General features: G+C 65.0%; 22 protein-coding genes. 6 read left to right on the top strand and 16 right to left on the bottom strand.

The annotated features are described in order from the left end of the window. Positions 1 to 4 precede the first annotated feature (4 nt). From QX124_RS27855 to QX124_RS27820, 8 genes are read right to left on the bottom strand one after another with little or no spacing between them, the layout of a single operon-like run. A complete protein-coding gene (locus QX124_RS27855; protein WP_315758372.1) occupies positions 5 to 697 on the bottom strand; it encodes a YoaK family protein in 693 nt (230 codons plus the stop codon). A gap of 21 nt (positions 698 to 718) precedes the next feature. Then, positions 719 to 2,122, bottom strand: a complete 1,404-nt coding sequence (locus QX124_RS27850) for an alginate export family protein (RefSeq protein WP_315798851.1) — start codon at positions 2,120 to 2,122, stop codon at positions 719 to 721. Between the two features lie 30 nt (positions 2,123 to 2,152). Further along, on the bottom strand, positions 2,153 to 3,043 hold the full coding sequence (locus QX124_RS27845; protein ID WP_315738865.1) for a glyoxalase: 891 nt from the start codon (positions 3,041 to 3,043) through the stop codon (positions 2,153 to 2,155). A 26-nt stretch (positions 3,044 to 3,069) separates the two neighbouring features. After that, positions 3,070 to 3,495, bottom strand: a complete 426-nt coding sequence (locus QX124_RS27840) for a DoxX family protein (protein WP_315798850.1) — start codon at positions 3,493 to 3,495, stop codon at positions 3,070 to 3,072. A 1-nt stretch (position 3,496) separates the two neighbouring features. After that, a complete protein-coding gene (locus tag QX124_RS27835) occupies positions 3,497 to 5,374 on the bottom strand; it encodes an amidohydrolase (protein ID WP_315798849.1) in 1,878 nt (625 codons plus the stop codon). Then, complete coding sequence (locus tag QX124_RS27830; protein WP_315758377.1) at positions 5,371 to 5,658, bottom strand: XapX domain-containing protein; 288 nt, start codon at positions 5,656 to 5,658, stop codon at positions 5,371 to 5,373. Before QX124_RS27830 ends, QX124_RS27835 begins: the two co-directional genes overlap by 4 nt. Positions 5,659 to 5,672: 14 nt before the next feature. Continuing rightward, positions 5,673 to 6,317 carry a hydrolase gene (locus QX124_RS27825; RefSeq protein ID WP_315712755.1) on the bottom strand — a complete coding sequence of 215 codons (645 nt, stop codon included), beginning with the start codon at positions 6,315 to 6,317 and terminating at the stop codon, positions 5,673 to 5,675. 47 nt (positions 6,318 to 6,364) lie between these two features. Further along, the gene (locus tag QX124_RS27820) at positions 6,365 to 7,189 is read right to left on the bottom strand and encodes an alpha/beta hydrolase (RefSeq protein ID WP_315798848.1); all 825 of its coding nucleotides are present in this window, start codon (positions 7,187 to 7,189) and stop codon (positions 6,365 to 6,367) included. Positions 7,190 to 7,328: 139 nt separating this feature from the next. On the opposite strand from QX124_RS27820, the gene QX124_RS27815 reads away from it, so the two are divergent. Further along, positions 7,329 to 8,351: an AraC family transcriptional regulator gene (locus QX124_RS27815; protein ID WP_315798847.1), complete on the top strand. Its 1,023-nt coding sequence runs from the start codon at positions 7,329 to 7,331 to the stop codon at positions 8,349 to 8,351. A 57-nt stretch (positions 8,352 to 8,408) separates the two neighbouring features. Here the strand turns inward: QX124_RS27815 and thiD are convergent, their stop codons facing one another. Then, positions 8,409 to 9,209 carry a bifunctional hydroxymethylpyrimidine kinase/phosphomethylpyrimidine kinase gene (gene thiD, locus QX124_RS27810; protein ID WP_315798846.1) on the bottom strand — a complete coding sequence of 267 codons (801 nt, stop codon included), beginning with the start codon at positions 9,207 to 9,209 and terminating at the stop codon, positions 8,409 to 8,411. A 121-nt stretch (positions 9,210 to 9,330) separates the two neighbouring features. On the opposite strand from thiD, the gene QX124_RS27805 reads away from it, so the two are divergent. Then, positions 9,331 to 9,576: an Lrp/AsnC ligand binding domain-containing protein gene (locus tag QX124_RS27805; protein ID WP_172112765.1), complete on the top strand. Its 246-nt coding sequence runs from the start codon at positions 9,331 to 9,333 to the stop codon at positions 9,574 to 9,576. Between the two features lie 373 nt (positions 9,577 to 9,949). After that, positions 9,950 to 11,014 carry a helix-turn-helix domain-containing protein gene (locus tag QX124_RS27800; RefSeq protein WP_315739129.1) on the top strand — a complete coding sequence of 355 codons (1,065 nt, stop codon included), beginning with the start codon at positions 9,950 to 9,952 and terminating at the stop codon, positions 11,012 to 11,014. On the opposite strand, the gene QX124_RS27795 is transcribed toward QX124_RS27800, so the two are convergent. Continuing rightward, positions 10,968 to 13,490: an EAL domain-containing protein gene (locus QX124_RS27795; protein ID WP_315782676.1), complete on the bottom strand. Its 2,523-nt coding sequence runs from the start codon at positions 13,488 to 13,490 to the stop codon at positions 10,968 to 10,970. The genes QX124_RS27800 and QX124_RS27795 overlap by 47 nt on opposite strands. 237 nt (positions 13,491 to 13,727) lie before the next feature. Between QX124_RS27795 and QX124_RS27790 the strand changes: the two genes are divergently transcribed. Continuing rightward, positions 13,728 to 14,888 carry an ABC transporter substrate-binding protein gene (locus QX124_RS27790; RefSeq protein ID WP_315738874.1) on the top strand — a complete coding sequence of 387 codons (1,161 nt, stop codon included), beginning with the start codon at positions 13,728 to 13,730 and terminating at the stop codon, positions 14,886 to 14,888. 26 nt (positions 14,889 to 14,914) lie between these two features. Here the strand turns inward: QX124_RS27790 and QX124_RS27785 are convergent, their stop codons facing one another. The 6 genes from QX124_RS27785 to QX124_RS27760 form a co-directional block, all read right to left on the bottom strand. Next, positions 14,915 to 15,835 carry a cytochrome c gene (locus tag QX124_RS27785; RefSeq protein ID WP_315798845.1) on the bottom strand — a complete coding sequence of 307 codons (921 nt, stop codon included), beginning with the start codon at positions 15,833 to 15,835 and terminating at the stop codon, positions 14,915 to 14,917. A 167-nt stretch (positions 15,836 to 16,002) separates the two neighbouring features. Further along, a complete protein-coding gene (locus QX124_RS27780; RefSeq protein ID WP_315738876.1) occupies positions 16,003 to 16,452 on the bottom strand; it encodes a cytochrome c in 450 nt (149 codons plus the stop codon). Between the two features lie 130 nt (positions 16,453 to 16,582). Next, a complete protein-coding gene (locus QX124_RS27775; RefSeq protein ID WP_315798844.1) occupies positions 16,583 to 18,892 on the bottom strand; it encodes a xanthine dehydrogenase family protein molybdopterin-binding subunit in 2,310 nt (769 codons plus the stop codon). 152 nt (positions 18,893 to 19,044) lie between these two features. Then, the gene (murJ, locus tag QX124_RS27770; protein WP_315798843.1) at positions 19,045 to 20,574 is read right to left on the bottom strand and encodes a murein biosynthesis integral membrane protein MurJ; all 1,530 of its coding nucleotides are present in this window, start codon (positions 20,572 to 20,574) and stop codon (positions 19,045 to 19,047) included. 430 nt (positions 20,575 to 21,004) lie between these two features. Next, entirely contained in the window at positions 21,005 to 21,568 is a 564-nt protein-coding gene (locus QX124_RS27765) for a tetratricopeptide repeat protein (RefSeq protein WP_315798842.1), read from the bottom strand. Between the two features lie 24 nt (positions 21,569 to 21,592). Next, complete coding sequence (locus tag QX124_RS27760) at positions 21,593 to 22,174, bottom strand: hypothetical protein (protein ID WP_315798841.1); 582 nt, start codon at positions 22,172 to 22,174, stop codon at positions 21,593 to 21,595. A 97-nt stretch (positions 22,175 to 22,271) separates the two neighbouring features. On the opposite strand from QX124_RS27760, the gene QX124_RS27755 reads away from it, so the two are divergent. After that, positions 22,272 to 23,081, top strand: a complete 810-nt coding sequence (locus tag QX124_RS27755; RefSeq protein ID WP_315798840.1) for a hypothetical protein — start codon at positions 22,272 to 22,274, stop codon at positions 23,079 to 23,081. Between the two features lie 438 nt (positions 23,082 to 23,519). After that, positions 23,520 to 23,744 (top strand): hypothetical protein, encoded by a 225-nt coding sequence (locus tag QX124_RS27750; RefSeq protein ID WP_315798839.1) that lies wholly within the window; start codon positions 23,520 to 23,522, stop codon positions 23,742 to 23,744. The last annotated feature ends 48 nt before the right edge of the window (positions 23,745 to 23,792 follow it).

Here is a 23,792-nt window from a genome sequence, read left to right as displayed (position 1 = left end):
GTCCTCAGCGCGCCGGCTCCGGCCCGGCGAGACGCACGACGAGAGCCAGCGCGGCAACGACCGGTGGCACGACGAAGCACCAGCTGCCCAGGCGCACGAACAGCAGCGCGGCGGCGCCGCAGCCGAGCGCAAAGGCGAGCACGTTGATGGCCATCTGCATGAGCCGCGCGGGCGGCGGCGCCTGGCCCTTGTCACCGACATAGATCCTGTCGGCGAGATCGATCATCACCTGCGTCGTGGTGCCGGTCATCAGGGTCGAGGGCGGCGCGGTCGGCAGATGGATCCGGTGCACGGCGTTCTGGATCGCCATCGCCGCGACCAGCACCATGCCGGTGATGATCGCCTCGCGGCTGTCGCCATCATGGAACGCGCCGAAATGCACCGCGAGCGCGGCGCCGAGGATCAGCAGCACGAGCTTGACCGCGATAAGGATCTCGAAGGCGCGCGCCCCCCGCCGCGACAGCAAGGTGCCGGTCAGGCGTGTCGCGATCACGACCACGCAGAACACCGGAAGCGCCAGCAGCTTGGCGACCGCGCCCGAGGTCCCGAGCGCCAGCGCCGCGCCGAGCGTCACGAAGTTGCCGGTGACGTGCGCCGTGAACAGGCCCTGCAGCGCCAGGAAGCCGGCCGTGTCGACATAGCCGGCATTGACGCTGAGCAGCAGCGGCACAACGTTGCGGGACACGAATTGCGACATGTGTGGTCCTACCTTCGTTGTTCAGAGCCCGTATTTCAGCTCGATGCCGATGTAATCGCTATCGTGGCCGCCGGCGCGGCGCAGCGCATCACCGATCTTGTAGTGCACGGCTTCCAGCGCGCCGGTGAGATTGGCGCTGAAGCGATAGTCGGCGCGCAGCTGCGCGTAGACGCCGGACCATGCGCTGCCCCGCCCGGCCGTGCCGACCACTGCGACATTGGGCTGGACGTAGATCGCGTCCGCCGTCGTCGCGCGCCATTGCAGGCCGATGGCCGCCATGAACGACAGATCGGTCGCGGGTTTCACCGTCAGCGACGGCTTGAGGTGGACCAGGTTGGTGTAGCCGGTGAAGCCCGCGAGCGTGAAGTAATAGCCGTTCGGGAACAGCGGATTGAAGGTCTCGATCCTGCTGTCGCCGGGATGGCGGTCGCCGGAGGCGCCGTCGAGCTGAAGGCCGATGCGCGGCTGCCAAGCCAAATCGGCGAAGGTGTAGCCGGCGCGCGCCCCGGCGCCCCAGGCGCGGATCTGCTTCGTCCCGACCGAGCCCGCCTGCCCCATCGCCTCGAGATCCCAGTCGAAGCCCGCCAGCTTGCCGGCGAAGCGGATGTCGAGCACGTGGCGCTGCTCGGCACCCGCTGCGTCGAGGAAGCGCGCATTGTCACGCTGATAGTAGGAATAATACGACGACAGCTCGTTGGTGCCGAGCACCTGGCGCTCGATTCGGAAGGTGTGGAACAGGAACGATCCGTTCGACGTATCGTCGAACGGGCGCACCAGATTGTATTGCACCGGCTGGCTGACGAACCCGATGAAGCGCCATGGGCCGCTTTCCCAGTCGGCCCACAGCGCGTCGAAGGACTGGCGCACGTTCGGCCCGTCGCGCGACGAGACGAAGCGCTGCAGGTCGAAGTCGAAATCCTGGCGCCCGACCCGGGCCTTGAAGGTGCCCTTCTCCGTCGCATTGACATAGGCGAGGAAGGCGAGCCGGAGGTCGAGCGGGTCCTGGTCGACGGACGTGATCTTGGCCTTGCCGAAGGCACGGTCGTCCTCCAGCTGGACGAACAGCTGCCAGTGCTCGTTGAGATGTGCGTCGGCATGGATCTGCAGCCGTTGCAGGACATGCTGATCGGGTTTCGTTCCACCGATGCCGAAGCTCGCGGCATCCAGGCTCTCGAACCGCTCGCGCAGGTTCATGCCGAACGAGACGTAGCTCTGCGGATGATCCTGCTGCAGCGGGATGTACTTGATCGGATCTGATGGCGCCGTGCGCAGCGCGGGATCGGCGAGCACCGACCAGTCCTCCTGCCAGCGGTTGGTACGGATCGCCGGACGTGAGGCGTTGTCCTCGGCGAGAGCTGACGTGGCCGCACATAGCGCGCCGAGCAGCGCGCTCGCGACCACCGTCTTTCTCAGGACCCGCGCCATCCGTCACCTCTCGGGAATCGCAGCAATACCCTACTTCGACGGCGCATGAATCTCCGCGACATAGCCGCCGGGAAACTGCACCACCGCCTGTTCGCGCTTATCCGAGGTGAAGGGTTCGACCAGCACGGTCGCGCCTGTTGCTTTCGCCTTGTCGAGGGTCGCCTTGAGATCGGCGACCTCGTAGCCGGTCATCTCGCGCCCGAACGGATATGGCAGATGGCCGTCGGTCACGAGCACGGTCATCCGCCCGAACACCGACTCGATGCGGAGGCGCCGATAGTGATCGTTGGGACGACCGATCTCGACCCCAGGCGCCTTGGGGTCCTCAGAGACGACCTTGCCCTTGGAGAAGCGCAGGAAGGCGCGCGTGAAGGCCTCGACGCGATCGGGCGAAACATAGACGCGGTTGTCGGGAACGGTCTGGAACGCCGCGTAGGACGGCTTCGTCGTGTGCCAATACAATTGCATGTTGACGCCGCCCGGCCACTGGATCACCGCATCACGGCCGATCGGATCGGGAAACGGCGCAACCACCACGTCGGCGCCGGCGGTCCTGGCCGCCTTGATCGCCGCGTCCAGATCGGTGACGAGATAACCGGTGCGCTCGGCGCCGAATGGGTACGGGATTGGTGTCTTGAAGCCGAACAGCGAGACGGTCCCGACCGGCGTCTGCAGCAGCTGCGAGGTCGTGCTGCTCGGAGCAGGCGTCACCGTCGCAACCACCTGCTTGGTGCTCAGGCCGCCGAAGGTGGCGAGGAAAGAGGTAGCGAACTTCTCGACGTCGTCGGGCGCGACATAGACATGCGTGGTGTCGTATTGCGCGCCCACGCCGATCAGCGGCGCCGCGTCCTTGGCGAGAGCGGGCGCGGCGAGCAGCGTGGTGGCAATGACGGCACCGAGCAGATGACGGGAACGGACCATGACGACCTCGAATGAGCAGATGTGGATCAAGCGCGGCGCGCGCGCCAGGAGATGATCGAGACGAGCACGAGGCCGGCGATCAGGCCGAGATGCTCGAAGAAGGCGTTCAGCGCCATGAAGCGCTCATGGCCGGCCATGTGCCAGAAATCATTGACGGTGAGCATCGCAACGAGCGTGAGCACACCGAGCGCGCCGGAGCCGAGCCAGACGAACCTGTTCGCGATGACGAGCACCGAGCCGATCAGCTCGACGGCGATCGCGGCCGACGCCCACAGCGCCGCCGGCTGCAGGCCGAAATGCGCCTGCTCAGCGATGGCGCTTGGGAAGTCCATGAACTTCTGGACGCCGCCGATCAGATAGGCTGAAACCAGCGCGACCCGCGCCGCGGGCCACAGCCAGCGCCAGTCGAGCACCGCGGCGATCGGCCGCGGCGTGTCGGACATCCCCGCCATCTCAGACCGCCCAGCAGGCGCAGCCGAGCGCGCCCCAGAAGCTCTTGAGATCGGAGACCGGCAGGCTGGAGGACCATGCCCGCGCGTGGTCGTGGCCATGCATGCCGCACGCGCTGGTGCAGCCGCACATCTGCATCGCCTGGGCGCGGACGGTGCCATCGTCGCCCTTTTCCAGCCAGGCGCCATAGCCGCCGAAGCGGCGCACCGGCGACCAATCCGGCATCGCCGGCGGCGGAGCCGCGTCGTCCAGCGGCTTGAACGCGGCGGCTGCGTAGACGATGCGGCCACCGACCATGGTGAGGTCGCTGGTGATGTCGGCGATCTCGGCCTCCGCACAGGAGAAGAAGTCGCGATCCGGCACGATCAAATCGGCGAACTGCCCGACCGCAATGCGGCCCTTCCTGCCTTCTTCGTTGGAGAACCAGGTGACGTTCTCGGTCCACATCCGAAGCGCCGTCTCGCGATCGAGGCAGTTGCGCTGCGGATACAGTCGCAGGCCGCCGACGGTGCGGCCGGTCACCAGCCAGGACAGCGAGACCCACGGATTGTAGGAGGCGACGCGCGTCGCATCGGTGCCGGCGGAGACCTTGACGCCCTTGTCGAGCATCGTCTTCACCGGTGGCGTCGCCTCCGCCGCGCCAAAGCCGTAGCGCTCGACGAAATACTCGCCCTGATAGGCCATGCGGTGCTGCACGGCGATGCCACCGCCGAGCGCGGCGATACGGTCGATCGACTGGTCCGAGATGGTCTCGGCATGATCGAAGAACCAGTGCAGCCCGTCGAGCGGGGTATCCTGATTCACCTTCTCGAACACGTCGAGCGCGCGCGAGATGGTCTCGTCATAGGTCGCGTGCAGCCGCCACGGCCACCTGTTCTGGACCAGGATGCGCACGACCTCCTCGAGCTCGCCTTCCATCTCGGCCGGCATGTCCGGCCGCGGTACGCGAAAATCCTCGAAATCCGCGGCAGAGAACACCAGCATCTCGCCGGCGCCGTTGTGGCGGAAATAGTCGTTGCCCTGCTTGTAGGACGAGCTCTGCGTCCAACGCAGGAAGTCGTCCTTCTCGCCCTTCGGCTTCTGCGTGAACAGATTGTAGGCGAGCCGGATCGTGAGCTGGCCGTCATCGGCGAGCTTCTGGATCACGGCATAGTCGTCCGGATAGTTCTGGAAGCCGCCGCCGGCATCGATGGCGCCGGTGACGCCGAGCCGATTCAGCTCGCGCATGAAATGGCGCGTGGAGTTGAGCTGATAGTCGAACGGCAGCTTGGGGCCCTTTGCGAGCGTCGCATAGAGGATCGCGGCGTTCGGCTTCGCGAGCAGCAATCCGGTCGGCTTGCCCTGGGCATCGCGCGCGATCTCGCCGCCGGGCGGCTCTGGCGTGTCCTTGTCGTAGCCGACGGCACGTAGCGCGGCGCCGTTGAGAATGGCGCGATCATACAGATGCAGCAGGAACACCGGCGTGTCCGGCGCGACCGCGTTGAGCTCATCGATGGTCGGCATCCGCTTCTCGGCGAACTGGTGCTCGGTGAAGCCACCGACCACGCGCACCCATTGCGGCGGCGGCGTGATCGCGACCTGCGCCTTCAGCATCGCCATTGCGTCAGCGAGCGACCGCACGCCGTCCCAGCGCAGCTCCATGTTGAAGTTGAGACCGCCGCGGATGATGTGCAGGTGATTGTCGATCAGGCCCGGCAGCGCGCGCCGGCCCTTCAGGTCGATGATCTTCGTCGCCGAGCCAGCGAGCTTCATGACGTCCTGCTCACGGCCGACCGCGGTGAACACGCCGTCCTTGATCGCGACAGCACTCGCCTGCGGGTTGGAGCGATCCAGCGTCGTGAACAAGCCGCGATGCAGGATGAGGTCGGGATGATCGGTCATGAGGTCTTCTCGTCTCGCGCCGAAGCGATGGTTGTGTCTGCCCGGCCGTGATGGCCGGGCAGCATGCCGAAGATGTGCGTGGCGCAGGCCGCCTTCTGCCACGCGGCAGCAAGCGTGGTGCCGTTCAGGAGCTGCTTGCCCACGGGGATCACCTGCTCTCCGACGAGAATTCCGAGCAGGCCGACCAGCGCCACCAGCGGCGGCGCCGGCGAGCGGACCTGAAGCAGGCTGTAGATCACGCCGACCAACAGACCCGCCCCGAGCGAGAACAGATAGATCTTCATCGCTCGTCCCAGGGTTACTTTGCGCCGCCTTCCGAGGCGTGCTCGCCGAGCGCCCACTTCGAGAAGCGGATCTGGATGCCGTAGGGCGAATGCGCCTTGAGGATCTCCATCATGCCGTCATAGGTCTCGGCACGCGCCCAGTCCTGCTGCAGCTCGAAGGCGAACTGGCACGAGGTGATCGGCACCGCGCCGGCCTGCACCGCGCGATCCATCGCCCGGTTGTGCGCTTCGAGAGACAGGTCGCCGCAGGCATCGGCCGGGATGTAGATCTCATAGCCTTCGCGCAGCATGTCGAGCGTCGGGAACAGCACACAGGCCTCGGTCCAGAGTCCCGCGATGATGAACTTCTTGCGGCCGGTCGCGGCGACCTGCTTGCGGAAGCCGGCGTCGAGCCAGGAGTTCATCGCCGTGCGGTCAACGATGTCGTGCTCCGGAAACAGCTCGGTCACCTCCGGCATGAACGGACCGGAGAACGAGTCCTTGGCGACCGTGGTGAGCACGGTCGGGATCTTGAACAGCTTGGCCGCCTTGGCGACGATCTGGATGTTGTTGAAGACGCCGAGGCGATCGTGCGACTGCACGCCCTGATACATCGCGGGCTGATAGTCGATCAGCGCGACCGCGCAGTTCTGCGGGGTCAGCATTTCGAGCTTCGACATGAGAATCTCCGTGACAGATTTGTGATGCGGGAGGACGCGCGAGGGCGTCAGCCCTTGATGAAGGCCAAGAGGTCAGCGTTGATGGTCGCGGCCTCCGTGGTCGGCATGCCGTGCGGAAAGCCCTTGTAGGTCTTCAGAGTGCCGTTCTTCAGGAGCTTGGCCGACAGCGGCGCGGAATCCGCGTAAGGCACGATCTGGTCGTCCTCGCTGTGCATGACCAGCACGGGCAGCGTGATCTTCTTGAGATCCTCGGTGAAGTCGGTCTGCGAGAATGCGACGACGCCGTCGTAGTGCGCCTTGGCGCTGCCCATCATGCCCTGGCGCCACCAGTTCTGGATCACGGCCTCGGACGGCTTGGCGCCGGGCTTGTTGTAGCCGTAGAACGGCCCAGCGGCGACGTCGCGATAGAACTCCGCGCGGCGCGTGGCGACCTGGGTCTGGAAGTCGTCGAACACGGACTTCGGCAGTCCGGCCGGATTGGCCGCGGTCTGGACCATCAGAGGCGGCACGGCAGCGATGACCGCCGCCTTGGCCGCGCGGCTTTCGCCGTGACGCGCCAGATAATGCACGACCTCGCCACCACCGGTCGAATGGCCGACATGGATCGCGCTCTTGAGATCGAGATGCGCGGTCAATGCCGCGAGATCGTCGGCATAATGGTCCATGTCGTGGCCGTCGGCGACCTGGGCCGAGCGGCCATGGCCGCGGCGGTCATGGGCGACGACGCGAAAGCCGTGATTGAGGAAAAACAGCATCTGCGCATCCCAATCATCCGCTGACAGCGGCCAACCATGGCTGAACACGATCGGCTGGCCGGAGCCCCAATCCTTGTAGTAAATCTCTGTGCCGTCACTGGTTTTCAGAACGGGCATGATCTTCTCCTGCGCGCCAGCCATGCGGTCGCACAACGAATTTCGTGTCGCGATCGCCAATGCCCGGTGCTATGCAATCTCATGTGCATCTGCACAATGACCCGAGGAGGCCAAAGCACTGGCTCCAGAAGGCCAAGGGATGGCTCAGCAGATTCGAACCACATCGTCGTCCTGGATGCGCGGCGTCGCGACGACACTGAACGAGCAAGGTCTGGATGCGGCCGCGCTGTTCGCCGAGGTCGGCCTCTCGATCGACGATCTCGACGATTGCGATCGCCGCTGGCCGACCGAGGCACTGAGCCGGTTGTGGGTGCTGGCGGCGGAGCGTTCGGGCAATCCGGACATCGGGCTCGCCAAGCTCGATGCGCCGCGACCTGACAACTATGGCGTCGCCGGCTACGCCATGATGTCGAGCCCCACGCTTCTCGCCGGGCTGACGCGCCTGATCCGCTACATGTGCCTGGTAAGTGACGCCGTCACCATCACGCTCGAGCAGGGCAATGGCGGCCGCTGGGTGCGGACCGACGTGTTCGGCGGTGAATGCCCGATTCCGCGGCAGCGCTACGACTACGGCGTCGTCAATCTGCTCAATCTATGCCGGTGGATGCTGGACCGTCGCTTGACGCCGCTCGCCACCCGCTTCTCGCATCCGGTGCCGCTGTCGATCGCGTGCTACAACAGGGCGTTCCAGTCCCCGCTTGAATTCGATGCACCGTTCAACGGCTTTCTGGTATCGGATCAGGATCTCGCCTGCAAGCTGACCACCTCGGCCCCCGAGCTCGCCGCGATCCACGATCGCATCGCCGGCGAGGCGCTGGAGCGGCTGGTCACGGCCGACACCGCGTACCGCGCCCGCATCGCCATTGCCAAGCTGCTGCCCGACGGCAGCCCGTTGCGCTCGGCCATTGCCGCCGAGCTCGGCTTGAGCGATCGCACCTTCCAGCGCCGGCTCGCCGATGAAGGCCTCTCCTTCAGTGATCTCGTCGATGATGTCAGGCGCGAGCTCGCCCAGCGCCATCTCGCCGATTTCCGCATGACGCTCACCGACATCGGCTATCTGCTCGGCTATGCCGACCAGAGCACCTTCTTCCGCGCATCCAATCGCTGGTTCGGCGAATCACCAGGCGAATATCGCGCCCGCGTGATGGGGGGACATCGGTAGGAGATCGCCGCCGCGCGGCTGATGCGCACGGCCCGAACCAGCATCGGATGATCTCAATCAGTAGAACCGGTACAGGTGATGCACCGGGCCGTGGCGATGCCCGACGGTGAAGCGATCGGCCGCCGCGATGGCACCGGAGATGAAGGCCTTGGCATTGCGCACGGCCGTCTCGAGGCTCTCGCCCTTCGCCAGCCCGGCGGTCACGGCCGACGACAGCGAACAGCCCGTGCCGTGGGTATTCTTCGTGTCGATGCGTGGCGACGCCAATGCGGTGCAGCCATCCGCGGTGATCAGATAGTCGGTGCTGTCGGTGCCCTGCCCGTGGCCGCCCTTGATCAGCACGGCCGGACAGCCGAGCGCGAGCAGCCGGCGGCCTTGCGCCGCGATCGCCTCGTCGGAGGTCGCAACCGGCTCGTCCAGCAGCGCGGCCGCCTCGGGCAGGTTCGGCGTGATCAGCGACGCCCGCGGGATCAGCCCGCGGCGCAGCGCGTCGATCGCATCCTCCGGCAACAGCCGGGCACCCGACGTCGCCACCATCACCGGATCGAGCACCACGTGTGACGGCGTCCAGCGCGCAAGGCTTGCGGCAATGGCGTCGGCAATCGGCGCCTGCGCCACCATGCCGATCTTGACCGCGCCGACGGCGAGGTCGTCGAACACCGCATCGATCTGCGCGGTGACGAAATCGGGGGGCACCAGGTGCACCCCGGTCACGCCCTTGGTGTTCTGGGCGGTCAGCGCCGTCAGCACCGACGCGCCATAGACGGCCAGCGCCGCAAAGGTCTTGAGGTCGGCCTGGATGCCGGCTCCCCCGGAGGAATCCGAACCGGCGATGGAAAGTGCGACGGGGGTGCTCATGCCCCTTCCTAGCGCGGGCCGGCCGCGCCCGGCAAGCAGGCCCGGCCACCGGAGAAAGCGTATCGACTTCGCCGGAAAACGCTATATTGAGGCGAAAGATGCCTTCCGGAGACAGCCCGCAATGGTTCCCTTCTTCGTCCAGATCAAGTGCAAGCTTGGCCAGTCCTACACGGTCGCCAATGCGCTGGCGGAAGCCGAGATCGCCTCCGAGATCTACTCGACGGCGGGAAATTATGACCTGCTGGTGAAGTTCTACGTCGACAATGCCACCGACATCGGCCACTTCGTGAACGAGAAGGTCCAGGTGCTGCCGGGCATTCAGGACACCCACACCATCATCACGTTCAAGGCCTTCGGCGCCACCTAGCGACGAGCTCGTCCAAGCCCGGGGACGGCCTGCCCGTCGGCCACCTGCCTCACGACAAAGGCGCCCGTCGTGACCGACGGGCGCCGAGGTCCTGAAAATGGGTCAAGCATGGTTTCGTCATGAAAGACGGTGGGCGGCCGGAGGGCCGTGTCCGCCAGTGCGTGTCAGCAGGCTGAAAAGCCGGACCTTTCGATCGCGAGGGGTCATGGGGGGACCGTCGAACGGCCCGGCTTTCCTTTCGGGCAACTTGGCGATAGGCGTCTATAACCGGTGCGCGGAGCATCGGGTCAAGGCGGGCGACCGATCCGATACGGTCGATCAAGAAGTTGAGACGAAAACTCAAGAATGACTGCGGCGCCGTGTGAAGAGTGAGATCAAAGCCGTTTCGTCCCTGCTGCCGAGCTATGGCTTTTCCGCCGAGCAGATGGACACCGAGACCAACATTGCCGCGTGGCGTGAGGCCACGTCGACGTTCTTCGAGGTCGACGAGCTCGCGGCCGGCGAGGCCGCTCCGTTCCGGGCGGACGTCCTGTCCTACGCGCTTGGCTCCGTCCTGCTCGGATCGGCCCGTGCGAGCGGCCAGCGGTTCCGGCGATCGGCCGAGACCGTCGCCCGCAGCGGCGTGGATCACATCATCCTGCAGCTCTACGTGAACGGCAGCTATGAGGGCGTCGCTGGCGCCTCGCCGATCCGGGTCGAGGCCGGCGACCTCTGCGTGCTCGATCTCGCCCAGACACTCGAAACGCGCGCGACGCCGTTCGAGAACGTCACGTTGGTGGTGCCGCGTCCGATGTTCGATGCGCGCCTGCTGCAGGTCGACGACCTGCACGGCCTGGTGCTGCCGCGCAGCGGCGCGCTGGCGCCGCTGTTGGCGCGGCATTTCGGCGCACTGCTCGACTATGCGCCGCGCATGAGTTTCGACGAGTGCCAGGCTGCGGTCGAGGGCACGATCGCACTGATCTCGGCGTGCCTGCGCGGCGAGCTCGAACGCCGCGATGCCGACCGCAGCGTGACGCCGGACGCCTCGCTGCTCCGCGTCCGCCAATATATCGAAGCGCGGCTGTCGAGCCCCGAACTCAGCGCCGACGCCGTGGCGCTGCATTTCGGGATGTCTCGCGCGTCGCTCTATCGCCTGTTCGCGCCGATCGGCGGCATCGCCGACTACATCCGCCGCCGCCGACTGCACCGTGCGTTCTTCGATCTCGCGGGAACCGGATCGCGGGCGTTGCGCATCAGCGAGGTCGCGCGGCGCTGGCAGCTCGGTACCGATGCGCATTTCACGCGGCTGTTCAAGACCGCCTATGGCATCACGCCGAGCGCCGCGCGCGAGGCCGCCATGCTGGGCTCGCCACGCCTGTCGGTCGACGCGGACGCCGAAACCGCCTCGCCGCTCAGCCGTTGGATGCGAGGGATAGCAGCGCCCCGGACCGGGGAATGAGCGCGACGACGGCCGCCGAGTGCGGATCGTCGTCCTCGGTTGCGCCGTCCTCAGATGCGTCTTCGGCCGGCTGCGGCTCGTCGGCCTCGGACGCAGCGCGCGCGATCTCCAGATGCTGCTCGAGCTGCTCGACCGGCATCGGCCGGCCCAGCAGATAACCTTGCGCGAAGTTGACGCCGAGCGCGCGCAGTTGCACCAGCTGCTCTTCGGTCTCGACGCCTTCGGCGGTGATCTGGATGCCAAGCCCCCGCGCCAGCGTCACGACCGACGAGATGACGGCGGCACTTTCGTCGCGCACGCTCAGATTGGCGACGAAGGACTTGTCGATCTTGATCTTGTTGAACGGGAACGCCGTCAGCGAACGCAGCGACGAATAGCCGGTGCCGAAATCGTCGAGTGCCAGCGAGATGCCGAGGCCCTTCAGCCTGTCGATGAAGCTCTCGTTCTCGGCCGCGCGCTCCAGCAGCACCGACTCCGTGATCTCGATCTCGAGACGCTTCGGATCGAGGCCGGACCGCGCGAGCGCCGACTGGATGACGTCGAACAGCTCCGCCTGCTTGAACTGGACGGGCGACAGATTGACGGCGATCTTGACGTCGTCGGGCCATGCGGTGGCGTCGTCGCAGGCGCGACCGATGATCCATTCGCCGAGCGGCACGATCAGGCCGGTCGACTCCGCAAGCGGGATGAACTTGTCCGGCGGCACCAGCCCCTTGACCGGATGACGCCAGCGCACCAGCGCCTCGACGCCGCGCCGCTCGCGCGTCTCGGCGTCGTAGAACGGCTGATAGTGCACCTCGAACTGGCACTGCGCGATGGCGTCGCGCAGATCGCCCTCGAGCGTGTTGCGCGCCTCGAGCTCGGCCGACATCGCATCGTCATAGAGCGTGTAGCAGCTGCGGCCGGCGGATTTCGAGCGGTAGAGCGCGAGATCGGCCTTCTTGAGCAGGTGCTCCTGGTCGCGGCCGTGCTGGGGCGCGAGCGAGATGCCGATGCTGGTGCCGATCTCGACCCGTTGCCCGGCGAGCTGGAACGGCTCGGCGATCAGCTTGGTGATGCGCTGCGCAAGCTCGATCGCGGCGGCGCGCTGGTCGGCGGATCCGGCCTGGATCAGGGCGAACTCGTCGCCGCCGAGCCGGGCCAGCACGTCCTCGTCGCGCAGTTGCGATCTCAGCCGCTGCGCGACCTGCACCAGCAGCTCATCGCCGGCGCCATGACCGAGTGAATCGTTGACGTTCTTGAAACGGTCGAGGTCGAGCAGGAAAACGGTGAAGCGGCCGTTCTTCTCGTCGTTGATGCGCTCCATCTCCTCGAGGAAGAAGGCGCGGTTCGCGAGGCCCGTCAGCGCGTCGGTCTGCGCCAGCTCGAGCACGCGGCGATTGGCGAGCGCGAGCTGCAGGGCGTTGCGGCTCGACAGCGCGAGATACACGGCGAGGAAGATCGTCGTCGCCATGCCGGCCGCATACAGCGCCAGCGCGCGGTTGTGGCTCGCCATCAGGCTGCCGCCGGCGGGCGCCGCCTGGAACACCCAGTCGGCATCGCCGATGCGCAAGGTCGTCGACCAGATGCTGGGGTCCGCGGGCCAGCGCTGCGGGTCCACGCCGGAGGCGTTGATCACGCGTTCGGGCGGCAGAAGGTTGATCGCAAGCGCCGGACTGTTAGGATTGTTCGCGCGCACCGACTGCAGCAGCGTCGGCAGGTCGAACACGCCGATGATGAAGCCGCTGAGATTGCGCCGGCGGTCGGCGACCGTCGTGCGCGACGTCCCCTTGGCGTAGACGGGGATGCCGATCATCACGGCGTTGTTGCGCTCGTTCTGATTGATCAGGTTCTGACGCGTGCGCAACGCGCCGATCACGTCGTAGTCGCGCGACTGCTCCAGCACGGCGCGATGGTCGGGAATGCTCCAATAATCGAGACCGTAGACCGGGGAGGTCTTCGCCTCGGTGGAGAAGTAGACCGGATAGTATTCGTCGCTCTCCGGCGCCACCGTGCCGTCGGGATAGGACTTGATGCGAAAGGCGGGAACGCCATCGGTGATCGCCGCCGCCTCGTATTCGCCGCGCTCCTTGCGCTTGATCCGCGGTAGCCACGCCAGGCGGAGCATGCCGCGATGCGCCTCGAACAGGCGCGCGCTGAAGGTCTGGTACTCGCTGCGGGTGATGTCGTCGTTGGCGGATTCGAAGCGGGTGCGCAGCGCGGTCAGCCGGCTGACATATTCGTTGACGCCGTTCTGGACCAGGATCGCCTGGGCTTCGGCCACGCCTTCGAAATCGGTGCGCGCCAGCCGGTTTTCCCAGCGTCCCACGGCAACCGTCCCGACGACCGACAGCACGACGCCGACGCATGCCGCGATGATCGCGGGGCGATAAAGGCGGTATCGCGATAACGACGCGCGCAGCCTCTCCCGCCCGCTACCGCTGCGAGCATCATCCTTTTCCGGCAGCGTCGGTGCGCTGTACTCTTCAACCTGCAATATGGCCCCCGCCAAACGGCTGCCCCTCACCACGATGCGGCCGATGCTGGCCGCGGTAAGTTAAGGACGGTCAAAGATGATCCGTTGTGGAGTACCAGAAACCGGGGCTTGGTTAACGGCTGACTGTTGAGGGCCGCCCAAAACGCGATCAAGCGCGGGCTACGTCCTTAGCGAGGTCTTCATTCAACACGCCTAGACTGAGTTGTCATCCAGCGTACCCGTGCATCGAAGATCGCAATGAACTGGTTTTCAAGCCTTCGGATCTCCATCGTTCTCATCCTGATCGCCGGCGTGCTCCCGCCCGGGCCTGCGCGCGCCGACGAGCTCGGCGTCACCAACGACTCCATCATGTTCGGCCAGGTGGCGGCGCTGGAAGGCCCGTCGGCCGCGCTGGGCCAGGCGGCGCGCCAGGGACTGCTGGCGGCCTTCAACGAGCTCAACGCCAAGGGCGGCGTCTACGGACGCAGGCTCAAGCTGGCGAGCCGCAACGACGGCTACGATCCCGATCGTTCGGTGGTCGAGACCATCAAGCTGATCTACGAGGATAAGGTGTTCGCGCTGATCGGCGCCGTCGGCACGCCGACCGCGATGGCCACCGCTCCGATCGCGGCGTCGAACGACGTCCCCTTCATCGGGCCGATCTCGGGCGCCGAATTCCTGCGGGCGCCCGAATTCCAGAACATCGTGAACATCCGCGCGAGCTACGCGGCCGAGGCAGAAGCCTCGATCAAGTACCTCACCGAAGAGCTTCACCTGACCCGGATCGCGATCTTCTATCAGGATGACGCGTTCGGCCGCGACGTGCTGGCCGGCGTGAAGACACATCTCGATCGCCGCGGCCTCGAGCTCGCGGCCGAAGGCACGTTCGAGCGCAACACGCGCGCGGTCGGCGCGGCGCTCAAGGTCATCCGGCGCGCGGAGCCGGAAGCGGTGATCCTGGTCGGCACCTACGGCCCGTGCGCCGAGTTCATCAAGATGGCGCATCGCAGCGGCTTCAACCCGACCTTCACGGCGGTCTCCTTCGTCGGCGGCAACGCGCTCGCCAAGGAGCTCGGCCCGGAAGGCCGCGGCGTCATCGTCTCCGAGGTGGTGCCGTTTCCGTGGGACACCGACCTCCGCATCGTCGCCGACTATCAGGCCGCGATGAAGACGCTCGATCCGAGCCAGACGCCGGACTTCATCGGGCTCGAGGGCTACATCACCGGCCGCCTGGTGGCCCGCGCCCTGGCGATGACCGGGCCTAACCCGACCCGCGCCGAGCTGCTGCGCATCATCAACGAGGTCGGCCAGTTCGACATCGGCGGGCTGGTGGTCAGCTTCGGCAACGCGCGCAAGGAGAATCCACCGCCGGTGTCGCTGACGGTGATCCAGAGCGACGGCAGCTTCAAGCCGATCTGATCCGCGTTGCGCGCCGGCCGAACTGATCAGCCCGCGGGCTTCTTCGGCTTCGGCGGGCCTTCGACCGGCGGCAGCGATTTCAGATAGACCGCCATCGCCTTGCGATCCTCGGGCGTGAGCTGCGAGGTGTTACGGATCACCCGCGCCATCGAGCCGCCGGCGCTGTCGCCGTCGGGCAGTTGTCCGGTCTCGAGGAAATAGCTGATGTCGCTCTCGCTCCAGTCCGACAGGCCCTTCTGGGTGATGTTCGGCACGAAGCCCTGACCTTCCGGATCGGGCCCACCCGCCAGACGCTGCGCCGAGACGATGCCGCCGAGCGCATTGCGCGGGCTGTGGCATTCGGCGCAATGGCCGAGCGTATTGACCAGATAGGCGCCGCGATTCCACTCCGCCGGGCGCGAGGCGTTGGCGGCAAAGGGCTTGTCGCCGAAGAACAAGAGCTTCCAGACCCCGACGGTGCGGCGGATGTTGAACGGGAATGGCATGTCGTGCGCGCGCGAGGCCCCGGCGACCGGCGGCAGCGTCTTCATGTAGGCGAAGAGATCGCGGACGTCGTCGATCTTCGCGGCCGCGTAGGAGGCATAGGGAAACGCCGGGTAGTAGTGGCTGCCGCCCGGCGACACGCCCCTCACCACCGCATTGACGAACTCGGCCTCGCTCCAGCGCCCAATGCCGTCAGTGGGATCGGGCGAGATGTTGGGCGCGTAGAACGTGCCGAACGGCGAGGTCAGCGGCAGCCCGCCGCCGAGCTTCAGTCGATCCGGCTGGTTCGGGACGGCATGGCATGACGCGCAGCCGCCAATGTTGAACATCTCCTGGCCATTGGCGAGATCAGGCGCCCGTGTCGCCGCCGCGAGCACCACGGTCGACGGGCTCGTCAGCCACCAGAATACCGCAAGGCCCGCGGCACCGAGCACACAGACAGCAAGCAGAAGGCGTCGCAACATGGTCGCTCCGTCACGGCGGGGAGGATGTCGTGGTTTTCGCCGCAAGCCCCAAGGCGTCGGCGGCGATCGATACGACAGGACGCACGGGCGCACAAACAAAACAGGCGCACAAACAAACGGGGCGAACGCGCAGCACGCGTTCGCCCCTCGCATGAGATCACATCAGGTCAGCTGGCCTTGAGCCGGAAGGTCTCGTGGCAACCGCCGCACTCCTTGCCGATCGCCGGCGCGGTCGCCTTGAGGCTGTCGAGATCCTTGATCTTGGCCTTGGCCTCGGTGACCACCTTGGCGAAGCTGTCGATCTTGGTCTTGAAGCCGGCATGGTCTTCCCAGATCTTCGGCGACGGGCTGTAGTCGCCCTCGAACTTCGCGCCCTTGACGCTGGCGGGATACATCGTCGGCAGCTTCTTGGCCGTCTCGTCGAGCTGCGCCAGAGCGGCATTGACCGCGGCCTGGTCGTACGGCTTCTCGCCCTTCACCATGGCGATGAGAACACCGCCGAGGTTCTTGGCGTTGGCCTTCATCGTGTCCTGGCTATGCTTGACCAGATCCTGCTGTGCCATCACGGCGCCCGCCCCTAGCAGCAAAGCTGCGACAGCCACGACAGTCCGCTTCATCAATTCGCTCCTTTGTTGTCACAATCCCGTCCAGCCCACCTGAACGGGTCGCTCGGTTAGATCAACCCCTCAGCCCGCGGATTATTCCGGAATTGAGGCGGATATCGGAGAGGCTACGGAGGGAGAGTACTCAGAGACTATGACGGCGATGCTGCTCCCGGATCGCAATCCAGACGCGCTCCGGGGTCGCCGGCATGTCGATGTGATCGATCTTGTACTCGCGCCAGAGCGCTTCGACGATCGCATTGACCACAGCCGGGCAGGAGCCGATCGCGCCCGCCTCGCCCGCGCCCTTGACACCCATCGGATTGGTCTTGCAGGGCACGTTGTGGGTCTCGAAGGTAAAGGACGGCGCGTCGGCGGCACGCGGCAGCGCGTAGTCCATGAAGCTGCCGGTGACGAGCTGAGCGTCGGAGTTGCTGTAGACCACCTGCTCCATCAGCGCCTGACCGATGCCCTGCACCGCACCGCCATGCACCTGGCCGGCCAGCAGCAGCGGATTCAGCGTCACGCCGAAATCGTCGACGATGACGTAGTTGACGATTTTGATGATCCCGGTCGCCGGATCGATCTCGACCTCGGCCACATGTGTGCCGTTCGGATAGGTGCCGTCGGCGCTGGCGAAGGTGGCACTGCCGTTCAGCTTGGCAGGATCTGTGCCCGGACGCTTGGCGAGATCGGCGAACGAGATCGCCCGGTCGGTGCCGGCGACGCGGATCACGCCGTCCGCGATCTCGAGATCGCCGAGGCCGGCCTCGAGCGCTTCCGCCGCGATCTGCTTGAGCTTGTCGCCGAGCTCATGGGTGGCGCGCTGCACGCTAACGCCGCCCGAGGGGATCGAGGCCGAGCCGCCGGTGCCGAGGCCGGTCGCGATTTCGGCCGTGTCGCCCTGGTGGATGTGGACGCGCTCCGGCGGCAGGCCGAACTGCTCGGCGACGATCTGGGCATAGGCGGTCTGGTGGCCCTGCCCGCTCGACTGCGTGCCGATCAGGATGGTGACGTCACCATTGGGATCGAGCCGCACATTGGCGGTCTCCTCGCCCATGGTGCCGCAGACCTCGACATAGCTCGCGAGCCCGATGCCGCGGATCAGCCCGTGCTTCTTGGCGGCCTTGGCGCGCTTCGGAAACTCCTTCCACTGCGCGATCTCCATCGCGCGCTTGAGATGCGCGTTGAAGTCGCCGGAATCGTAGACCTTGCCGGTCGCGGTCTTGTAGGGCAGCGCGCGCGGCGGAATGAAGTTCTTGCGCCTGATCGCATCGACGCTCATGTCGAGCTTGCGTGCGCAGGCATCGACCAGGCGCTCGATGACATAAGCCGCCTCGGGGCGGCCCGCGCCGCGATAGGCGTCGACCGGCACGGTATGGGTGAAGATCGTGCGCACCCGGCAGTGGAAGGCCTGGATGTCGTAGAGCCCCGGCAGCATGCCGGCGCCGCCATGCGGGATATAGGGCGCGAAGGTCGAGAGATAGGCGCCCATGTCGCCCATCAGGTCGACGTCCATCGCGAGGAACTTGCCGTCCTCGGCCAGCGCCATCTTCGCGGTGGTGACGTTGTCGCGGCCCTGCGCGTCGCCCATGAAATGCTCCGAGCGATCGGCGGCCCAGCGCACCGACTTGCGCAGCCGCTGCGCGGCGACCGCGAGCAGCGCGTATTCCCGGTAGGGAAACAGCTTGGTGCCGAAGCCGCCGCCGACGTCGGGGCAGATCACCCGCATCTTCTCGGTCGGGATCTTCAGCACGTTCTGGCACAGAATGTCGCGCAGGCGGTGGCTGCCCTGGCTGCCCGCCGTCAGCGTCAGATGGTCGCGCTTGGTGTCGTATTCGCAGACCGCGGCGCGCGTCTCCATGAAGCTCGCCACCACGCGCGGATTGACGATGCGGATCTCGGCAACCGCATGAGCCTTGGCGAACGCCGCCTCGGTCGCGGCCTTGTCGCCGATCGCAACGTCGAACAGAACGTTGCCCTTATGCTCGGCCCACACCTGCGGCGCGTCCGGCTTGATCGCGTTCACGACGCCGGTCACGGCCGGCAGCGTCGTCCACTCGACCTTGATCGCCTCCAGCGCGTCGCGCGCGTGATCGAGCGTATCGGCGACGACGAATGCGATCGCGTCGCCGACGTGGCGCACCTCGTCCTTGGCGAGGATCGGATAAGGCGGCGCGGTGAACGGATCGGTCTCGAGATTGAACAGGCAGGGTAGCCCACCGAGCTCCGCGGTGTCGGCGGCGGTCAGAATCAGCGCCACGCCCGGCAAGAGCCGCGCCTGGGTGACGTCGATGGTGAACTTGGCATGGGCCTGCGGCGAGCGCAGCACCAGGGCATGCAAGGCGGCAGCCGGCGCCAGATCATCGGTGTAGCGGCCCTTGCCGCGAATCAGCGCGTCATCCTCTTTGCGGAGAACGCCTTGTCCGACACCGAACTTGATTGGAGCTGCCATCTGGTTTCACTTCCCGCTTGCATTGTCGCAAATATTGGACGGCATATTGCAGCGGAACGAGGACTCGCGCAAACGCCATATGGCCGCCCCCGGACCCACGCGCGGTCAACTCTCAGCAGGCATGCCAGCAGCTCGATGCTGCAGCGCAAACCTCAGCGCCGCACCAGCGCCTTGAGCCAGCGCGGGCCGAACAGAACGAGAATGGCGCCCACATAGATGACGGCGCCGACGATGATCAGCAGACCGAGAACGGCTTCATCCTGCATGCGGCCGAGCGATGCGAGATGGGTCGATGCCACGAAGGCCGTCGCCCACAACGTTGCCGCGAGCACCACGCCAGTTCCGGCAAATTTCATCAGCGACATGGTGAGCCGCCGATCGAAACGCAGATAACCCTTGTGCACGGCGAAGCCGAGCACCAGCAACAGGTTGATCCACGCGCCGACAGCCGTCGCCAGCGCAAGACCGACCTGCGCGAGCGAGCCCATCAGCAGCACCTTGAGCACGACGTTGGCGGTCAGCCCCGTGAGCGAAGCCTTCACCGGTGTGGCGGTGTCCTTGCGCGCGTAGAAGGTCGAGACCGCGCTGCGAATCATCACGAACGGAATGAGCCCGACGGCATAGGCGGCGAGCGTCGCCCCCGCCGCCGCCGCATCGCCCTTGGTGAAGGCGCCGCGCGCGAACATCGCCCGCGTAATCACGTCGGGCACGGCGAGGAACGCGGCGACGAACGGCACCGAGAACAGCAATGTGAACTCGAAGGCGCGGCGCTGCTGCTCCATGGCGCCCTCTTGGTCATTCGCCGTCAGCCGCCGCGACATCTCCGGCAGCAGCACCGTGCCGATGGCGATGCCGATGACGCCGATCGGCAGCTGGTTGAGACGATCGGCGTAATACAGCGCCGAGATCGCGCCTGCCGGCAGGAACGTCGCGATGATGGTGTCGGCGAACATCGCGACCTGCGTGCCCATCGAGCCGAGCGTTGCGGGACCGAGCGCCTTGAAGAAGGCGCGGATGTCATCGTCGAGCTTGAGCGGCGCAAAGCGCGGCAGCCCGCCATGGCGGGCGAGATCGCCGGCGAGCAGGACATATTGCAGGAAGCCGGAGATCAGCACGCCCCAGGCGGCGGCATGACCGACGCCGGGAAAGAACGCCGCCAGCGCCAAGGTCGCCATCATTGCGAGATTAAGGAAGATGGACGCCGCCGCCGCGCTGGCGAACCGCTGCATCACGTTGAGCATGCCGCCATAGAGCGTCACCAGCGTGATCAGCAGCAGATACGGAAAGGTGATGCGGGTCAGTGTGATCGCAAGCTCCCGCTGCGCGGGATCGTCGGTGAAGCCCGGCGCCAGGATCGTCATCGCCTGCGGCATGAACACCCAAGCGAGGATCAGCAGCACGATTTGCGAGGCCAGCAGCAGCGTGAAGATGCGGTCGGCAAACAGGCTGGCCGATGCCGGCCCCTTCTCGCCATGGACATGCGCATAGGCCGGCACGAACGCGGCGTTGAACGCCCCCTCGGCGAAGATCGCCCGGAAATGATTTGGCAGCCGGAACGCAATGAAGAACGCATCCGCCACCGGCCCAGCGCCAAGAATCGCCGCCAGCATGATGTCGCGGGCAAAGCCGGTGAGCCGAGACAGCAGCGTATAGCCGCCGACCGTGAAAATGCGTCCGAGCATGGTGGGCTTCTAGAGCATTGAGGGGCGGGTTTGAAGCAGAGAACGCGGGCTGTTCCGCTTGCGGCCAAAATGTGGCGAGCCGGTCTCGTCCCCTCGCCCCGCTTGTGGGCGACAGCCTGCGCAGACCATGTCGGACTTTGCGGCGCTCCGGCTGGAAACCCTTCCCGCATACGGCAGCCCGTAGGGCGGATTAGCGGAGCGTAATCCGCCGCGCCCGAGGCGAGCACTCAATAAATGTCACGTCGTTGTCCAGCTCATCGACAATAGTATGCGAACGTGACCAGCTCACGCATCGTGGCGCGCAATATCAAGCGTGCCATGACGGCGGATTACGCTCCGCTAATCCGCCCTACGCGCTAGAACATCCGGGTGGAGCATGCATGCTCCGCCCGATTTCCGGTTCGTGCCAATTCCAGACCAATCGATTCCACTATCGCCCCTTCGATGCTTTCCATTCGCGTGCCTGCCTCTGCGCTTCGGCAACCTGAGCGACACTCATCCGTTGCGCAACGGCATCCCGAAATTGCGCCGCACCTTGGTTGCCTTCGGTGGCCAAGTGGAGCCACATGTATGCAAGCACGTAGTCCTGCGGAACCGCTTGCCCTTTCGCGTACATTATCCCGAGCATGCCCTGAGCGTTAGCTAGCCCCTGTTCGGCGGCCTTGCGAAACCAGATCACCGCCTCGCCATCGTTCTTGGCGACGCCTTCGCCGGACATGTACATGTCCCCAACCCGAAACTGGGAATGGGCATGGCCTTGTTCCGCGGCGAGACGAAACCATTTAAACGCCTCGGAATAGTCTTTTGAAACGCCAAGCCCTTCATCATACGCGGTGCCAAGCTTGTACTGGGACTCGGCATCTCCCTTACCGGCAAGGGCACGAAGATGTCTATCGAATGAAGCAGCATCCTTCGCTCGCGCTGCGGCTGGCGTTAGAGCAAACCAAATACCCAGCAAAATGCCTGCAACGCTGATTGACTTGCGTGTGCGCACCGCTTTTCCTCGCCAACGGACCACCTAGTATAACCCCTCTCGCTGCACATCAGCGACAAGGCGCATGTGAAAAAGCACCTCAAGAACCATCACCGCAGCGAAAATCTGAGTGGCGGACGTGAGGTCAGCTCCGAAGGCGAGACCGATCATCATAACTATGAAAGCTGCTTGGGCGAAAAACGCAGCCAACATTGAGGCAAGGGAGCCGTCCTGTTGAGCCATGTATGTCCAAGGGGAAGTGGCTACTCCGTAGGACCATATAAGCAGCGGCCAAAAGGCCGGCTTGGCCGTTTCTTTCAAGAAGTAAAATGCAACAGTACCGCACCATGCTGAAATCAAGGCCGCTATGTAGATGCTGGCGAGGAAGCTGAAGAAGTAGACCCCTATCGTGATCCCGCGTTTCGCGAAGAATATCCCTGGCCCTCCAAGCAACACTGTCGGAAGAGACGCCAGTCCTAGGAAAAAGGGCGCTGTTACAGACATCAATAGGCCGACCAGTACCAAGCGCCACTCTCCAAGAATGAGCAGCCAAACTGCCGAGCCGATGAAGCCGAAAACGTTCAGAACTAGGATTGGGAGTTGGAAAATCGAAAATATGGCTTGCATTCTGTTACCCCCCCTGCCGCACCGTAGAACCCAAGCATGCTAGGATATTGGAAAGCACCTTGCAACTTGCGGTAGCCAAAGAGGGCGGAGGCGACGAATGTCTCTGGAAGGCGCGATAGATCAAAGGCAGAAGCCGAGGGTGCCGTTCTGGCCCGTCGTGCTAGCTCCTTTAGTTGCAGGCATCTATTATCTGTCTCTCAAACTAGCATTTGCTGCTTCTGTAATACCGGTGCTGGGCCGGGCCGATCTATTCGAGACGCCGCACTGGGGCGCACATTGGGGCTTTCGCCTCATCGCTGAAGCGATATCGATGGGCTTCGGCACGTTCGTGGCGGCTGCTTTAGCGCCTGGACGGGAGAAGACAGCGGCGGTAGTGGGAGGCTGCACGATTTCGCTCGGCTTTGCTGCCAAGTTAGCTATTTTATATGCCGAGCCGACGATGATACCGAGAGCAGAACCTTGGCATCAATATGCGATAGACGCACTGTCGATTGTTTTGACCCCTATGGTGGGCGCTTACGTTTCAGACGCGGCAACAGACATCCATCGAGCCGCGCGAGGTGTCGGAGGCATAGGCAGATTTCATTTCCTATGGCTTTGGTTCCCAGCTTATTTTTATGCTCTAGGGCTAGTTACACCGATAGGCCGAATGTACGGAGTCAGCAACGAAGGTCTCATCGCAATGATTGTCGCTGTAGTTGTGAATGGAATCCCGGCTGTCGCGCTCGCGGCACCCGCCTACTATGGCCTAGCATTTCTTGCTGGACACCATGGCGAAAGCATGCATCCCGCGGGTCGCAACATGGTAGGATTTCTCGTACTCGTATCTGGGTTCGGACTGGGCGCTGCGATACAATTCGGATGGTACTGGATTTTTGAGAAGATCTATACTTCTCTATTCGAATAAGTGTTGGCGCGCTCGCTGGCACGCTATGAGACACACGTTAGATGCCCGCTGCCGCGCCATAATTCAGATGGCAACATGCTTGTCATCCTCACCAAGACGGGAGGCTCGACTGAGCCAGCAAGAACTCAAGAAACCCGAGATCAAGGGGCCGGCTTGTCGGGCAACTCAGTGGATAGCGCAATGCGATCATGCGCGCCGCTCGCTGGTCTCCGCTCGCATTTTGTCGTCCGTAGCGCCCGCGCCAAGAAACTCATTTGGCAAACCGCTTCAAGCACATCCCCCTCTCCAGCCCGCCGCTGAAAAATTTTCTTATTTCTTTTTATCAGAAATCACGCTTCTATGCCTCCCGTTCCGTCTCGATCAGAGGGGCGCTTCGCGGTCGTCACGGACGTTGAGGCGGGATGCGGTGGGCGTGTCGATGGCGCAGCGTGGTTCGCCATGCCGACGAACGACATCGATGCGCACGGTCAAGTCGCGTGGTCCTGGCATCCCGATGCTGATGCCAAGTTGGTGCTGATGCGCGAAGCGCGCAGTGCCGATGACGGTGGCCAAAAAGCCCGGAGCACCGGGGAGAACGCGAAGCAGCCGTTCCAACCATCGCGCGGGGAATGCCGGGAGGCGGGCTCAAGCGGTCGTCGCAACACCAAGTGTTTTCATTCGTGACAGCAGCTCGTCAAGCGCCTCTGCTGGAGTTTTCCATCCTAGCGTCTT

Origin of the sequence: Bradyrhizobium sp. SZCCHNRI3043 (assembly GCF_032377735.1) — a bacterium.
In the GTDB taxonomy this organism is placed as follows: Bacteria; Pseudomonadota; Alphaproteobacteria; order Rhizobiales; family Xanthobacteraceae; genus Bradyrhizobium.
The sequence above is the reverse complement of the archived record's forward strand: the minus strand, read 5'-3'. Positions and strand labels throughout refer to the sequence as shown.